This window comes from Caballeronia arvi, from assembly GCF_001544695.2.
In the GTDB taxonomy this organism is placed as follows: domain Bacteria; phylum Pseudomonadota; class Gammaproteobacteria; order Burkholderiales; family Burkholderiaceae; genus Caballeronia; species Caballeronia arvi.
The window spans coordinates 197,158-212,267 of sequence record NZ_FCOM02000007.1 but is presented as its reverse complement, the minus strand read 5'-3'; the positions used below and the strand labels follow the sequence as shown (position 1 = coordinate 212,267).

The following is a 15,110-nucleotide window of genomic DNA, read 5'->3' as shown; positions in this document are numbered from 1 at the left end:
TTTTACAATTAAAGACTGCTAAATCAGGGAGATACGTGAAAGTTTGATGGATACTAGCCACAAAGTATTTAACTGTCAAAAGAAATAGAAAAATACAATTGAGATACCCACCCAATTGACTAAAAAGAAAGATTTTTAGGAAACCAGGGCAGCTTTTAGAAGCTTTCTTGTGTATTCGTCAGAAGGGTTCGCAAAAATTTTCTCTGCATCCCCGGTTTCGACGATAACTCCATTTCTCATCACCGCGACGCGGTGCGCCATCGCACCGATCACCTGCAGGTCGTGGCTGATGAAAACGTACCCCAGGTTGTGCTTCTTCTGAATCTCGGCGAGCAGCGCAAGTACTTGAGTTTGAATGGAAACATCGAGCGCGCTGGTGGGTTCGTCAAGGATCAGGATGCTCGGTTCCAGCACCAGTGCGCGTGCAATCGCGATGCGCTGCCGCTGCCCGCCCGAAAATTCATGCGGATAGCGCTCGAGCGCGCCGCGCTCCATGCCGACTTCGCGCAGCACGGCGATTACCTTCGCGCGGCGTGCGGCCGAATCCAGCTCCGGGCGATGCAGCGCGAGCCCTTCGCCGACGATCCGCTCGACCGTCTGCCGCGGCGAGAGCGAACTGAACGGGTCTTGAAAGACGACTTGCAGATTCGAGCGCAGCGCGGTTTTTTCGCGTCCGCGAAAATCGCCGAGCGCGCGGCCCTGAAACTGCACCGCCCCGTTCGAGATGCGCTGCAAGCCGAGCAGCGCCATCGCGAGCGTGGATTTCCCCGATCCCGACTCCCCGACGATGCCGAGCGTTTCGCCCTGTCGCACCGTCAGCGAAACGTCGTCGACGGCCTTGAAGCGGCCGCGCCGGAACCAGCCTTCCAGCCCGGGCAGGCGCGTCGGGTAATCGACGGATACGGCCTTCGCGTCGAGCAGCACCGGCGCGATCGGCAGCACAGGCAGCACCGCGCGCTTCGGCTTGCTCGCCAGAAGGCGCTGCGTGTACGGATGCTGCGGCGACGTGAAAATCTCCTCCACCGTGCCGCTTTCGACGAGCACGCCCTTCTCCATCACCGCGACGCGTTCCGCGAAGCGCCGCACGAGATTCAGATCGTGCGTGATGAGCAGCACGGCCATGCCGCGCTTTTCCGCCTCGTCGCGTTGCAATTCCAGCAGCAGTTCTACGATCTGCGCGCGGATCGTCACGTCGAGCGCCGTGGTCGGCTCGTCGGCGAGCAGCAGGCGCGGACGGCACGCGAGCGCCATCGCGATCATCACGCGCTGGCGCTGTCCGCCCGATAGCTGATGCGGATAGCTATCCACGCGCCGTTCCGGCTCGGTGATGCCGGTGCGCGCGAGCAGCGCGATCGCGCGCTGCCTCGCCTCGCGCGGGTTCGCGCCGTCGTGCAGCTGAATCGTCTCGCCGATCTGGTCGCCGACCGTGTAGAGCGGATTGAGCGCGGTCATCGGCTCCTGGAAGATCATCGCGATATCGGAGCCGCGCAGGCCGCGCATCGCGTGCTCGCTCTTCGACAGCAACTCGTCGCCTTCGAAGCGGATCGAACCGGACAGCTCGGCGTCGCGAATCAGGCGCAGGATCGACAGCGCCGTCACGCTCTTGCCCGAGCCCGATTCGCCGACGAGCGCCACACGCTCGCCCGCGCGGATCTCGAGATTCGCGCCATCGACGGCAAGCGTGTCGCCGAAGCGCACGCGCAGATCCTTGATTGAAAGCAGCGGCTCATTGGCGTGATGCGTCACTGCCCGCCTCCCGCTTTCACCGCATCGGCGATGCGCGTATCGAGCGCGTTGCGCAATGCGTCGCCCATGAAGGTCAGCAGGAGCAGCGTCGCGACGAGCACGCCGAACGTCGACAGCGAAATCCACCACGCGTCGAGATTCGCCTTGCCCTGCGCGAGCAACTCGCCGAGCGACGGCGTCGGCGACGGCACGCCCAGGCCGAGAAAATCGAGGCTCGTGAGCGCGAGAATCGCGCCGCTCATGCGAAACGGCAGAAATGTGATGACCGGCGTCAGGCTGTTGGGCAGCACGTGCCGCCAGATGATCTGCCAGTTCGAGAGACCCATCGCGCGCGCCGCACGCACGTAGTCCTGCGTGCGATTGCGCAGAAACTCCGCGCGCACGTAATCCGACAAGCCGATCCAGCCGAACAGCGACAGCAGAATAATCAGCAAGATGAGACTCGGCTCGAAGATCGACGCGAAGATGATGAGCAGATACAACTCCGGCAACGCGCTCCAGATTTCGATCAGGCGCTGTCCGGTGATATCGATCCTGCCGCCGAAATAACCCTGCACCGCGCCCGCGAGGACGCCGAGCACCGTGCCGATCGCCGTCAACACGAGGGCGAACAGCACCGACACGCGAAAGCCGTAGACGAGCCGCGCGAACACATCGCGGCCGCGATCGTCGGTGCCGAGCCAGTTCTCGCGCGATGGCGGCGCCGGATTCGAGCCTTTCGAAAAGTAGTTGAGGGTGTCGTAGTAGTAGTGATTCGGCGGGTAGATCGCGAAATTGCCCGGCGTGCCGAAGCGGTCGCGCACGAACGGATCGAGATAATCGGCGGGCGTCGGAAAGTCGCCGCCGAACGTCGTCTCCGGATAGCTCTTCACGAGCGGAAAGTAAAAGTGCCCCTGATAGCGCACGACGAGCGGCTTGTCGTTCGACCACAGCGGTCCCGCGAGGCTGATGACGAACGCCGTGAAGAACGCGATCAGACTCCAGTAGCCGAGCCTGTTGCGCTTGAAGCGCAGCCAGACGCGCCGGCCGGGCGAGACCGGGATCTCGCCGCGCAGCGGTTGTGCGTCGCTGCCGTTGGCGGCGCGCCGTGACGATTCCGACGAAGCGGCTCGATTCAAATCAGCGCTCCAGTTGTTCGAATTGGATGCGCGGATCGACCCAAACGTAACAGAGGTCGGAGACGAGCTTCGTCGCGAGGCCGATCAGCGTGAAGAGATAGAGCGTGCCGAGCACGACGGGATAGTCCCGCCGCACGACGGATTCATACGACAGCAGCCCGAGCCCGTCGAGTGAAAACAAGGTTTCGATGAGCAGGCTGCCCGTGAAGAACGCGCCGATGAACGCCGCCGGAAAGCCGACGATCAGCGGCAAAAGCGCATTGCGGAACACATGCTTCCAGAGCACGCGCCGCTCCGAAAGGCCTTTCGCGCGCGCGGTCAGCACGTATTGCTTGCGGATTTCATCGAGGAACGCGTTCTTCGTCAGCATCGTGACGATGGCGAAGCTGCCGACCACCGACGCCACGACCGGCAGCGTGATGTGCCACAGATAGTCGAGAATCTTGCCGCCGAGCGAGAGCGTCGCCCAGTTGTCGGAGGTGAGATTGCGCAGCGGGAACAGTTGCCAGAACGTGCCGCCGCCGAACAGCACCAGCAGCAGCACGCCGAGCACGAAGCCCGGAATCGCGAAGCCGACGAGCACGATGAGACTCGTCGCGACATCGAACTTCGAGCCGTTTTTCACTGCCTTCGCGATGCCGAGCGGCACCGATATCAGATACGTGATGAAGAAGGTCCACAAGCCGATGCTGATCGACACCGGCAGCTTCGACACGATCAGCGACCATACGCTCTGATGCCTGAAGTAGCTGTCGCCGAGATCGAAGCGCGCGAACTTGCCGAGCATCGAGACATAGCGTTCGAGCGGCGGCTTGTCGAAACCGTAGAGCTTCTTGAGCTGCTCGACCTGCTGGGCATCGACGCCCGTGTGCGTGCGCAGGCCAAAGCCGCCGCCTCCGCCTTCGGTCTGCCCGCGCCGCAGATCGTGCACGGCCTGCTCGACCGGACCGCCCGGTACGAACTGGATCACGACGAACGTGAGCGTGAGCACGCCGATGAGCGTCGGGATCATCAAGAGAATGCGTTTAAGGATGTAGCTCCACATGGCGCATCGTCTCCGTTACTTCGCCGCGGGCGCGGCGGCTGCCGGCTTCGCCCACCACGTCGATATCACCCACTCCTCGGCGCCGTAGTAAAGCGGCAAGGTCGACGGAAAGCCCAGCGTATTGCGATACGCCACGCGATGCGTCGCCGAATACCAGTGCGGCACCACATAGTAGCCGTGCATCAGCACGCGATCGAGCGCATGCGTCGCGTCGACGAGCTGCTCGCGCGACTGTGCGGAAATCACTTTCTGCAGGATCGCATCGACGGCCGGCGACTTCACGCCCGCGAGATTGTCCGAGCCCTGTTCATCGGCCGACTTGCTGCCGAAGCGCGACACCTGCTCGGTGCCGGGCACCTGCACGTCGGGCATGCGCACGCTCGTCATGTCGAAGTCGAAGGCATCGAGACGCTTCTGAATCAACGCGTAATCGACCGTGCGAAAGTTCATCGTGATGCCGAGCTTCTGCAGATTACGCCCGAACGCGGCGGCGACCGGCTCCATCGACGCGCCGCCGCCCGTGTCGTCGAGAATCTCGAACACGAAGGGCTCGCCTTTCGCGTTGCGCAGGGCGCCGTCGCGATATGTCCAGCCCGCCTGCGCGAGCAATTCGCGCGCCTTGATGAGATTCGCGCGTAGCGAATCGGGCGGATCGGTGTTCGGCTGGCGCGGCATCTCGCCGAACACGGACGGATCGAGATCCTTCTTCAGCGGGTTCAAAATCGCGAGTTCGCCTTCGCCCGGTTTCCCCTTCGCCTGCAAGTCGGTGTTGACGAAGAAGCTGTCGATACGCTTGTACTGATTGAAGAACAACTGCCGGTTGAGCCATTCGAAATCGAGCGCGAGATCGAGCGCCTGGCGCACGCGCACATCTTTGAAAATGGGCCGCCGCGTGTTCATGAAGAAGCCCTGCATGCCCGTGCCATTGTGCTGCGGAAATTCGCGCTTGATGAGCTCGCCACTGTCGAAGCGCTTGCCGATATCGCGCCTGACCCAGCTTCGCGCGACATATTCGACGAGCACGTCGTATTCGCCCGCCTTGAACGCTTCGAGCCGCGCGGTGGGATCGCCGTACAGCTTGTAATCGATATGCGCGAAATTGAACATGCCGACGCGCACCGGCAGCGCCGCGCCCCAGTAATCCGGATTGCGTCGGTACGAGATCGTGCGGCCGTTGTCGTACCGGTCGATGAGATACGGCCCGCTGCCAATAGGCTTCTGAAACGCGATCTTATCGAAGTCGATGCGCGTGCCTTCCGGGTTCATCCCCCACTTGCGCGAGAACACCGGAATGCCGCCCGCGAGCAGCGGCATCTCGCGCGTCGCGATCTTGAACTCGAAGCGGATCGTGAGCGGATCGACGACCACTGCGCGCGCGATCTGCCCGAAGTACACCGAGAATTGCGGCGCGGCCTTGGGACTCTTCAGCGTTTCGAACGAGAACTTCACGTCGTCGGCCGTAACCGGATCGCCGTTCGAGAAGCGCGCTTTAGGATTGATGTGGAACGTGGTCGACATGCCGTCGGGCGCGACCGCGATATCGTCGGCGAGCAGGCCGTACGCGGTCGCTACTTCATCGGAACTGCCCGTGGTCAGGCTCTCGAACATCAGCGATAGCCCGGGCGCCGGATTGCCGCGCAGCGTGAACGGATTGAACTTGTCGAAGCTCGTCAGGCGGTTCGGATTCGCGAGCACGAGCGTGCCGTCGCGCGGCGCGTCGGGATTGACGTAGCCGAAATGCGTGAAACCGGCGGGATACTTCGGCTCACCGTATTGCGCGATCGCGTGGACCGCGTATGCCGGGCTCGCCATCGATACGACCGAACCCGCCAGCGCGCAGGCAATGAACGAATGAAAGGTGCGGACTGAGGCGCCGGATGAGCGGATCGTCGTGCGAGTCGTCATGTGCCTCTTGGCGCAATGTGAAGGGGTGACGCGATTAATGATCCGGCCAGACCCCCGGGGCGGACCGCGTGAACGCCGCGAGATTGCCCGGCGGGGCATTGCGATGTGAGAGAATTCTACCCAAAATCCCGCACCGTTCGGCTTGCGCCACGAGGCCCGCTCATCGCCCGGCCGCGGCCAACGCGCGACATTGACCTCAAAGAAGGAGCATTCATGGGCTTTCTCGCTGGAAAACGAATTCTGCTGACGGGCCTGCTGTCGAACCGCTCGATTGCGTACGGCATCGCCCAGGCCTGCAGGCGCGAAGGCGCGGAACTGGCGTTCACGTATGTCGGCGAACGCTTCAAGGAGCGCATCACCGAGTTCGCGACCGAGTTCGGCACCGACATGGTCTACCCGTGCGACGTCGCCGACGATGCGCAGATCGAAGGCCTCTTCACGTCGCTCAAGAAACGCTGGGACACGCTCGACGGCCTCGTACACTCCATCGGCTTCGCGCCGCGCGAAGCGATCGCCGGCGACTTCCTCGACGGCATGACGCGCGAGAACTTCCGCGTCGCGCACGACATCTCCGCATACAGCTTCCCCGCGCTCGCCAAAGCCGCGCGGCCGATGCTGAAGGACGGCTCGTCGCTGCTCACCCTCTCCTATCTCGGCGCCGAGCGCGCGCTGCCGAACTACAACACGATGGGTCTCGCGAAAGCGTCGCTCGAGGCGAGCGTGCGTTACATGGCGGCATCGCCTTCGCTCGGCGGCAGCGGCGTGCGCGTGAACGCCATTTCGGCCGGCCCGATCAAGACGCTCGCGGCGAGCGGCATCAAGAGCTTCGGCAAGATCCTGAACTTCGTCGAAGAAAACGCGCCGCTCAAGCGCAACGTCACGATCGAGCAAGTCGGCAATGTCGCGGCCTTCCTGCTGTCGGATCTGTCGGCGGGTGTGAGTGCGGAAGTCGTCCATGTCGATGCAGGCTTTCATGCGGTCGTCGGCGGCATGGGCGGCGACGCGGAATAAACGCTCGTTCGCTGCCTGCAAAAAAGCGCCGCTCACGTGAAGTGAGCGGCGCTTTTTTTATTACTGGGTTCAGCGATGTCCGTGCCCATTTCCGTGGCCATTCCCGTGGCCATTTCCATGCCCGTAGCCGTGCCCCGGCGGCGGACCATGATGCGGCCCGCGTCCGTATCCATGATGGCGATTCCAGTCGTTGCGGCTCCAGTAGCGCCGTCCATCCCAGTAACGGTCGCCGTGCCAGCCCATCACCACCGGCGGCGCATACATCGGCATGGGCTGATAGATGACCGGCGGCGGAGGCGGCGCATACACCGGCGTCGGCGCGACATACACCGGCGCGGGTATGCCGATATTCACGCCCACATGCACATCGGCGCGGGCGATGCCCGTCGCACTCCAGGCGGCGATCGCTACGACGCCCGCCAGAATCTTCCCCGAAATATTCGTCTTCATATGCAAACGGACCTCGCTCTCATGCTTGTTCGCTCGCGTCGAAATATAACGGAAAGCTTTCAGCCCAATATTTCATCTTTGTAAGTTTTCACGGGCCCAAGCCTAAAGTCTGGAGAAAGCTTACCTTTTGTTACATTGTGTGCAGGGAGATTCGACTCGCGCAGACGTCTTTACAACGGTTTCGGTTTGACATGCGTTTCATCGCAAATTAAAAAGCCACCCGCTTGGAACGGGTGGCTCTTTACGCGCGCGGCTTGGCGTGGTGCTCAGTGCCAGCCGTTGTGGTGGCCGTTATCGTGATGATGATCATCGTCGTGACCGTGTCCGTGACCGCCGTGGTAGCGATAGTAGTCGTCGCGATCCCAATAGCGGCGGCCGTCCCAGTATCGATCGCCATGCCAGCCGACCACGATGACCGGCTGCGCATACACCGGCGGCGGAGGCGGCGCATACACGACGGGCGGCGGAGGCGGCGCGTAGACCGGAGCGGGCGCGACGTAGACAGGCGCGGGCACCCCGATGTTGACGCCCACGGACACGCCCGCCGACGCTGCGCCGGACAGCGTCAGACCGCCGATCATCACGGCGCCAGCGAGCACGGAAGCCTTCGAAACCTTGTTCATGTGAAGCCCACCTCGATGGGTTGTTTGTTGTGTTGAGGGGACTATATCGGAGCGACGCGCGCGCAAGTGTTGCCACTTGGTAACGACCTATTACCGCAGGAAAGCTTTCGAAAAGTAAGGGCCGCAGCCATCCAAACCGAAGTTCACGACCGCGCTGAAAAAGCCGCGTACGTGAAAAGTCTTTCTCGTGGCGTCTAGGGAAAGCACGGAGGTCCGATGTGCATTTTTATATATAATATTTGACATCGACACACGACGAACCTGCACAACCCAGCCATGCCGACAGATCTCTCCGCCGGATCGCAACCTCCGGCTTCATTTCGCGACGCGCAGTTCGAACCGCGCCAGAGCACGTCGCGCTTCATCGCGGATGCGCTGCGCACCGCGATCGTCGACGGCTCGCTGTTGCCGGGCGAGCCGCTGCGCCAGGATGCGATCGCGCGTCAGTTCTCGGTGAGCGCGATTCCCGTCCGCGAAGCGTTTCGCCAGCTCGAAAGCGAAGGCTGGGTCACGACCGAGCCGAATCGCGGTGCAGCCGTCAGCCTGCAATCCGCCGATGAAGCGCGCGAGATTTACGAGATTCGCGCATCGCTGGAAAGCCTGGCTATCGGCATTGCGATCGAGCATCACACGCCAGACACGCTCGCCGACGCGAAGCGCCTGCTCGAAGCCGCGGAGAACGAACCCGATCCCGCGCTATATGTCGTGCGCAACGAGCAGTTCCATATGAGTCTCTACGCGCCCGCGAACCGCCCTCGCCTGATGGAACTGATCGGCCAGATGCACCGGCGCGGCGAACGCTATCTGCGCCTGAAACTCGGCGCACCGATCCACAAGGAATCGTCGGATGCCGAGCATCGCGCGATCTTCGAAGCCCTCGCCGCACGCGATATCGAACAGGCTCAAACGCTCGTCGCGCGCCATCTGCTCGCGACGGGCGAACTGATTCATCGCTTTCTCGCCGATGCGCAAGCGCTCGCGCAAACAACGCACACCAAAAAGCGACGCCGCCCATCTTCCCGATCGACTTCCGTCAAGGCCGACCAATGAACGATGCCATCGCTGAAACCCGCAACTGGAACACGCGCGCGCAGGAAAAGGCGCGCCGCCTCAAACTCATCGAGCCGTGGCTCGACGGCGCCGTGCTCGATCCCGCGCGCATCGTCGATGCGTTGCAGGCGCTGATTCACAGCGGCGATCGCGTCGCGCTCGAAGGCAACAATCAGAAGCAGGCCGACTTTCTGTCGCGCGCCTTCGCGAAGCTCGATCCCGAGCGCGTGCACGACGTGCATCTGCTCCTTTCGAGCATCAGCCGTCCGGAGCATCTCGCGCTTTTCGAGCGAGGCATCGCGCGCAAGGTCGATTTCGCGTTCGCCGGTCCGCAGAGCCTGCGCGTCGCGCAACTGCTCGAAGACGGCATGCTGGAGATCGGCGCGATCTATACGTACATCGAACTGTATGCGCGTATGTTCATCGACCTCACGCCGCAGGTCGCGCTCGTGTGCGCGGTGCAGGCCGACCGGCACGGCAATCTCTATACCGGCGCGAATACCGAAGACACGCCGACGATCGTCGAAGCCACCGCATTCCGCCACGGCATCGTGGTCGCGCAGGTGAACGAGATCGTCGATGAACTGCCGCGCGTCGATATTCCCGGCTCGTGGGTCGATATCGTCGTGGAGGCGGACCGCCCGTTCGCGGTCGAGCCGCTTTTCACGCGCGATCCGCGTCACATCGGCGAGCTGCAAATCCTGATGGCGATGATGACGATCCGCGGCATCTACGAGCGTTACGGCGTCACGTCGCTCAATCACGGCATCGGCTTCGATACGGCCGCGATCGAATTGCTGCTGCCGACTTACGGCGAACAACTCGGCCTGAAAGGCAAGATCTGCACGAACTGGGCGCTCAATCCGCATCCGACGCTCATTCCCGCGATCGAATCCGGCTGGGTCGACAGCGTGCATTGCTTCGGCAGCGAAGTCGGCATGGAGAATTACATCGCGGCGCGCTCCGACGTGTTCTTCACCGGACGCGACGGCAGCCTGCGCTCGAACCGCGTGTTCTGTCAGCTCGCGGGTCAATACGGCGTCGATCTGTTCATCGGCTCGACGCTGCAGATGGACGCGGACGCGAATTCATCGACGGTCACGCTCGGGCGGCTCGCCGGCTTCGGCGGCGCGCCGAACATGGGACACGATCCGCGTGGCCGTCGTCATTCGAGCGAGGCGTGGCTCAAGCTCCTGAAAAACGACGGCCCGAATCCGCAGATCGCGCGCGGCCACAAGCTCGTCGTGCAGACCGCCGAGACGTACAAGAAAGGCGGCGAGCCGACCATCGTCGATGCACTCGACGCGATCGCCGTCGGCGAAAAAAGCAATATGCCGATTGCGCCCGTGATGATTTACGGCGATGACGTCACGCACGTCGTGACGGAAGAAGGCATCGCGTATCTGCATGCGGCCGAAGGCGTCGATGAGCGGCGCGCGGCGCTCGCGGCGGTCGCGGGCGTGACGCCCATCGGCATGCGCGCCGATCCCGCAAAGTCGGCGGAGCTGCGCCGGCGCGGCATCGTCGCGTATCCGGAAGATCTGGGCGTGCGGCGCGGTGAAGCAAAGCGCTCCTTGCTCGCCGCGCGCAGCATCGACGATCTCGTCGCGTGGTCCGGCGGGCTCTATGCGCCGCCCGCGCGCTTCAGAAGCTGGTGAGCGCGATGAAGCTCGCTCTTCGTGAAGTTTCATATGCAGTCGCGGCGCCGTCGGTCATCGCCGCCCATGCCGTCGATGCGCTCGTCGCCGAAGCGCGTCTCACGCCGAAGCCCGCGCTCGTCGATGAAAACGGCAGCGGCGCGCATCGCGATCTCGATCTGGACACGATGCTGCGTTCCGCGAACGCGCTGCAACCGAGCTTTCTCGCGATGGCGCGTGCCGCTTCGCATGCTCAGCCGTCGCAGGTCTTGCGCGAGCAACTGGCGCGCATCGGCCGAGAAGGCGAAGCGGCGATGATGCGCGCGACCGATGGCAGCAACGCGCATCGCGGCGCGATCTGGATCATCGGCTTGCTGTGCGCGGGCGCTTCCATGAACGCATCCGACGACAGCGAATCCATCTGTCAGTCGGCGGCGGAAATCGCGCGCTTCGACGATCGATATGCGCCCGCCTCCGCGACGGCATCGCATGGCGCTCGCGCGGCGCAGCGCTTCCACGTCAAAGGCGCGCGCGGCGAAGCACGCGATGGCTTTCCGCATGCGTTGCGCGTCGGTCTGCCCGCCCTCGACGACGCGCGCGCACGCGGCTCGAACGAATCCGACGCGCGGCTCGATGCGCTCGTCGCAATCATCGCGTCGCTCGACGATACGTGTCTGCTTCATCGCGGCGGTTTGCAAGCGCTCGACGCGGCGCAACGCGGCGCGCGCAAGGTGATCGAATGCGGCGGCGTCGCGAGCGGCGCGGGCCGTCGTGCATTGAACGCGCTCCATGAAGCACTGATGAAGCTGAACGCGTCGCCCGGCGGCGCGGCCGATCTGCTCGCGGCGACACTCTTTCTCGACAGTCTCAGGCGCTTGCCCTAAAGCGCATCGAAGAGGAACGAACGATGGAAAACATGCGATACGAATATCCCGCCAGGCGGCCCGTGACGCGAAACGCGCACGTGGGCGTGGTCGGTTCGGGCGATCTCGAAGTGCTGCTCTCGCCCGCGCCGGGCGCGCACGCCGAAGTGGTGATCCGCACGAGCGTCGATGGTTACGGCCACGTATGGAAAAGCGTGCTCGACCGCTTTTTCCAGCGCTACGACGGCGCGGCGAAGATCGAGCTCAACGACTTCGGCGCGACGCCCGGCGTCGTGATGCTGCGCCTGAACGAAGCCGTCGAAGCGAGCGAAGGAGACACGCCATGAACGCGCACGACACTTTCCTCGCGCGGCACAGCTTCATCGAACTGACCGCGCGCGAACGCGCCGAAGCGCTGCTCGACAAAGGCACGTTCCGCGAGCTGCTCGGCCCGTTCGACCGGATCGAATCGCCGTGGCTCGCGATGCAGAACATCGTCTGTCAGGCCGACGACGGCGTGGTCATCGCGCGCGGCACGCTCGGCGGCGAGCCCGCCGTGATCGCGGCGATCGAGCCTGCGTTCCAGGGCGGCAGCATCGGCGAAGTCTCGGGCGCGAAGATCGCGGCGGCGCTGGAACTCGCTCTCGGCGAATTCGAAGCCGGACGCGCGATTCGTCCCGTCGTGCTGTTCGAGACCGGCGGCGTGCGCTTGCAGGAAGCGAATCTCGGGCTGGCCGCGATCGCGGAGATCCAGGCGGCGATCGTCGCGTTGCGCCGTCATGTGCCGGTGGTCGGCGTGATCGGCGGCATGGTCGGCTGCTTCGGCGGGATGTCGCTCGCGGCCGCGCTCTGCACCGAGCTCGTGATGACGCGTCAGGCGCGCCTCGGCATGAACGGGCCGGAGGTGATCGAGCAGGAAGCGGGCATCGAAGAACTCGATTCGGGCGACCGTCGCCTCATCTGGTCGATGATCGGCGGCGAGGAGCGCGTCGCGGTCGGGCTAGCGGATACGCTCGTCGAAGACGACACCGCCCGGGTGCGCGACGCCGTGCTCGCCGCATTCGGGCGCGGCGTGCCGCGGCAGCATCGCAGCGCGGACGTCGATGGCTTCGTCGCGCGGCTCGCGCAAGTGAACCCGGACGCCATCGATCCCGACATACTGCGCAATTTGTGGGGCACATCATGACCGACACACTTTCCCGCGGCGAGCGTTGGCTCGATGCGCTGACTTCTCCGGCGACGCAAACCGAAAGCGGCCCGATCCGCGCACGCGACGGCCGGCTCGATGGCGAACGCGCCCGTTTCTTCGCCGTCGTGCCCGATACGCAGAACCGTTTTCCGCGCGCGACCGATAACGTCGTCGGGCTCGAACAGGGCTGGCTGCTTGCGCGCGCCGTGCGCGAAGTCGTCGACGCCGATCGCGATGCCGATGTGAAGCGCCCGATCGTCGCCGTCGTCGACGTGAAGAGCCAGGCTTACGGGCGTCGCGAAGAGCTGCTTGGCATTCATCTCGCGTGCGCGGCCGCCGTCGATGCGTACGCGAGCGCGCGGCTCGCCGGTCATCCGGTGATCGCGCTGATCGTCGGGCCGGCGATGTCGGGCGCGTATCTCGCGCACGGCTATCAGGCGAACCGCATCATCGCGCTCGATGCGCCCGGCACCGCCGTGCACGCAATGGGCAAGGACGCGGCGGCGCGCGTCACGCGGCGCAGCGTCGAAAGTCTCGACGCGCTCGGCGACACCGTCCTGCCGATGTCGTACAAGATGAGCGCGTACGCGAAGCTTGGACTGCTACACGAGCTCATCGAAGGCGTGGATGCGGATGCGCCCTCTTCCGTCGGCATCGAACGCGTGCAGGCGTCGCTTGCCGCCGCGGTGAAGGATGCGCGACGCGGGCCGCGCGATCTGTCGAATCGTCTCGCGTCCGCCGATGCAAAGCGCACGCGCGCCGCGTCGATCGCCGTGCGCGAACGGATGCGCGAGCAATGGAACGCGTGAGCTTGCGCCCGCACGATCTTCTGCGGCTTTCGCCCAGCGCGCCGCCATTCGCCGATGCCCCCGGCTGGGTCGCGGCAGCGCTCGAGCGCGCGCCGTTCGTCGTCGTGCGGCGTGCGCCTCCGATTGGCGATGAGATTGCAGTCGGCGTGCGCGGCATCGTGCGCAGCGAGCGCTTCGGCACGTGGATCGCGCCACGCTGGATCGACGCGATCCTCACGCCCGAAGACTTGCGCGCGCGCAACCCCGACCCAGCGCGCGCCGGATTGCCCGCGTTCGCGTTGTTGCGCGCGATCGCCCCGATCCTCGATTCTCGCGGTCTCGACTGGGGCCCGGCAGGCAGCGCGGGCTTCGAACTCGCAACCGCGATGCCGACGGTCACTCAGTCGAGCGACGTCGATATCGTCGTGCGCGCGCCCACGCCCCTGCCACGCGCCGATGCTTCCGCGCTTTTCGACGCGCTGTCGCACGCGGCGCAGAAGACGGGCACGCGCATCGACGTGCAGATAGAAACACCCGACGCCGCCTTCTCGCTCGCGGAATTCGCGCGCGCCAGCCTGCGCGTGATGCAGCGTCACGCCGATGGCCCGCGCCTCGTGACGAATCCGTGGGCCGCGTCATGATCGCGTTTCTCTTTCCCGGCCAAGGCGCGCAAACGCCTGGCTTTCTGCAGCGCCTTCGAGGCGACAAGCCGCATCCGGCGATCGCTCGCACGCTCGCCGAAGCGTCGGACGTGCTTGGCGAGGACGTGCTCAAGCTCGACACCGCCGACGCCCTCGCCTCCACCGTCGCGGTGCAGGTGACGCTCGTCGTCGCGGGCGTGGCGGCGGCGCGCGCGCTTGCGGAGGAAGGGATCGAAACGGAAGCCGTCGCGGGTCTGTCGGTCGGCGCGTACGGCGCGGCGGTCGCCTGCGGCGCGATTCGCTTCGCCGATGCGCTCAAGCTCGTGCATCTGCGCGCGCAACTGATGCAGGACGCCTATCCGCGTGGCTACGGCATGCTCGCGGTGCTCGGGCTGAACGAAAGCGAGATCGCCCGCGCGATCGACGACAGCGACGCCGATGCCTATATCGGCAATCTGAACGCGCCACGACAGATCGTCGTCTCGGGCAGCGATGCCGCGCTCGCGAAGGTTCGCGACATCGCCCTGTCGCGCGGCGCACGCAAGGCCGAGCGGCTTTGCGTCAGCGTGCCGTCGCATTGCGCGCTGCTGGAAGACGCCGCCAGGCGGCTGATCGAGGCGGCGAACGACGTTCCTATCAACACGCCGCGCATCGCGTATGTCGGCAATCGCGGCGCGCGCGTGTTGCGCCGCGCCGACGCCATTCGTGAAGACCTCGCGACCAATCTGCGCTATCCGGTGCGCTGGCACGATTCGACCGTCGCGCTCTCCGAACTCGGCGCGACCGTCTTCGTCGAGATGCCGCCGGGGCAGACGCTCACGCAACTCGCCGCCGAGAGCCTGCCTGACGCCACAGGCATCGCGATGGACGCAGCGCCGGCCGCATCGGTCGTCGCCCGCGTGCGCGCCGCCATCCGCCGCGCGCGAGACTGATTCGTTTCGCGCGCGCCACTGATTCGCATATTCGTCTTGTCGTTGTCAGGTTCTGTAAGAGAATCGGAATTTTCGGGTAGCCAACGGGTCGATCTGCATCGAGCATTTCGCC

The 15,110-nt window shown here is 64.5% G+C and carries 15 protein-coding genes; 9 read left to right on the top strand and 6 right to left on the bottom strand.

The genetic code is table 11. The annotated features are described in order from the left end of the window. Positions 1–135: 135 nt before the first annotated feature. From AWB74_RS11405 to AWB74_RS11390, 4 genes are read right to left on the bottom strand one after another with little or no spacing between them, the layout of a single operon-like run. Positions 136–1,746: an ABC transporter ATP-binding protein gene (locus tag AWB74_RS11405; protein WP_061146867.1), complete on the bottom strand. Its 1,611-nt coding sequence runs from the start codon at positions 1,744–1,746 to the stop codon at positions 136–138. Continuing rightward, entirely contained in the window at positions 1,743–2,864 is a 1,122-nt protein-coding gene (locus tag AWB74_RS11400; RefSeq protein WP_061146866.1) for an ABC transporter permease, read from the bottom strand. Before AWB74_RS11400 ends, AWB74_RS11405 begins: the two co-directional genes overlap by 4 nt. Position 2,865: 1 nt before the next feature. After that, positions 2,866–3,909 carry a microcin C ABC transporter permease YejB gene (locus AWB74_RS11395; RefSeq protein WP_061146865.1) on the bottom strand — a complete coding sequence of 348 codons (1,044 nt, stop codon included), beginning with the start codon at positions 3,907–3,909 and terminating at the stop codon, positions 2,866–2,868. 15 nt (positions 3,910–3,924) lie between these two features. After that, positions 3,925–5,913, bottom strand: a complete 1,989-nt coding sequence (locus AWB74_RS11390) for an extracellular solute-binding protein (RefSeq protein ID WP_407642431.1) — start codon at positions 5,911–5,913, stop codon at positions 3,925–3,927. Between the two features lie 114 nt (positions 5,914–6,027). Between AWB74_RS11390 and fabI the strand changes: the two genes are divergently transcribed. After that, positions 6,028–6,825 (top strand): enoyl-ACP reductase FabI, encoded by a 798-nt coding sequence (fabI, locus tag AWB74_RS11385; protein WP_061146863.1) that lies wholly within the window; start codon positions 6,028–6,030, stop codon positions 6,823–6,825. A gap of 69 nt (positions 6,826–6,894) precedes the next feature. Here the strand turns inward: fabI and AWB74_RS11380 are convergent, their stop codons facing one another. Further along, a complete protein-coding gene (locus AWB74_RS11380) occupies positions 6,895–7,275 on the bottom strand; it encodes a hypothetical protein (RefSeq protein ID WP_061146919.1) in 381 nt (126 codons plus the stop codon). A gap of 266 nt (positions 7,276–7,541) precedes the next feature. After that, positions 7,542–7,898, bottom strand: a complete 357-nt coding sequence (locus tag AWB74_RS11375; RefSeq protein WP_061146862.1) for a hypothetical protein — start codon at positions 7,896–7,898, stop codon at positions 7,542–7,544. A 276-nt stretch (positions 7,899–8,174) separates the two neighbouring features. On the opposite strand from AWB74_RS11375, the gene AWB74_RS11370 reads away from it, so the two are divergent. Genes AWB74_RS11370 through mdcH form a run of 8 tightly spaced genes read left to right on the top strand, consistent with a single transcriptional unit; the run spans position 8,175 to position 14,998 of the window. Beyond that, positions 8,175–8,948: a GntR family transcriptional regulator gene (locus tag AWB74_RS11370; protein WP_061146861.1), complete on the top strand. Its 774-nt coding sequence runs from the start codon at positions 8,175–8,177 to the stop codon at positions 8,946–8,948. Then, positions 8,945–10,606: a malonate decarboxylase subunit alpha gene (gene mdcA / locus AWB74_RS11365; protein WP_061146860.1), complete on the top strand. Its 1,662-nt coding sequence runs from the start codon at positions 8,945–8,947 to the stop codon at positions 10,604–10,606. The genes AWB74_RS11370 and mdcA overlap by 4 nt, the downstream gene beginning before the upstream one ends. Positions 10,607–10,611: 5 nt before the next feature. Then, positions 10,612–11,469, top strand: coding sequence for a triphosphoribosyl-dephospho-CoA synthase (locus AWB74_RS11360; protein WP_061146859.1), 858 nt, complete (start codon positions 10,612–10,614; stop codon positions 11,467–11,469). A gap of 23 nt (positions 11,470–11,492) precedes the next feature. Then, positions 11,493–11,795: a malonate decarboxylase subunit delta gene (locus tag AWB74_RS11355; protein ID WP_061146858.1), complete on the top strand. Its 303-nt coding sequence runs from the start codon at positions 11,493–11,495 to the stop codon at positions 11,793–11,795. After that, positions 11,792–12,634, top strand: coding sequence for a biotin-independent malonate decarboxylase subunit beta (locus AWB74_RS11350; protein ID WP_061146857.1), 843 nt, complete (start codon positions 11,792–11,794; stop codon positions 12,632–12,634). The genes AWB74_RS11355 and AWB74_RS11350 overlap by 4 nt, the downstream gene beginning before the upstream one ends. Next, on the top strand, positions 12,631–13,446 hold the full coding sequence (gene mdcE, locus AWB74_RS11345) for a biotin-independent malonate decarboxylase subunit gamma (protein WP_061146856.1): 816 nt from the start codon (positions 12,631–12,633) through the stop codon (positions 13,444–13,446). The genes AWB74_RS11350 and mdcE overlap by 4 nt, the downstream gene beginning before the upstream one ends. After that, positions 13,434–14,066, top strand: a complete 633-nt coding sequence (locus AWB74_RS11340; protein WP_061146855.1) for a malonate decarboxylase holo-ACP synthase — start codon at positions 13,434–13,436, stop codon at positions 14,064–14,066. Before mdcE ends, AWB74_RS11340 begins: the two co-directional genes overlap by 13 nt. Then, entirely contained in the window at positions 14,063–14,998 is a 936-nt protein-coding gene (mdcH, locus tag AWB74_RS11335; RefSeq protein WP_061146918.1) for a malonate decarboxylase subunit epsilon, read from the top strand. The genes AWB74_RS11340 and mdcH overlap by 4 nt, the downstream gene beginning before the upstream one ends. Positions 14,999–15,110: the final 112 nt, after the last annotated feature.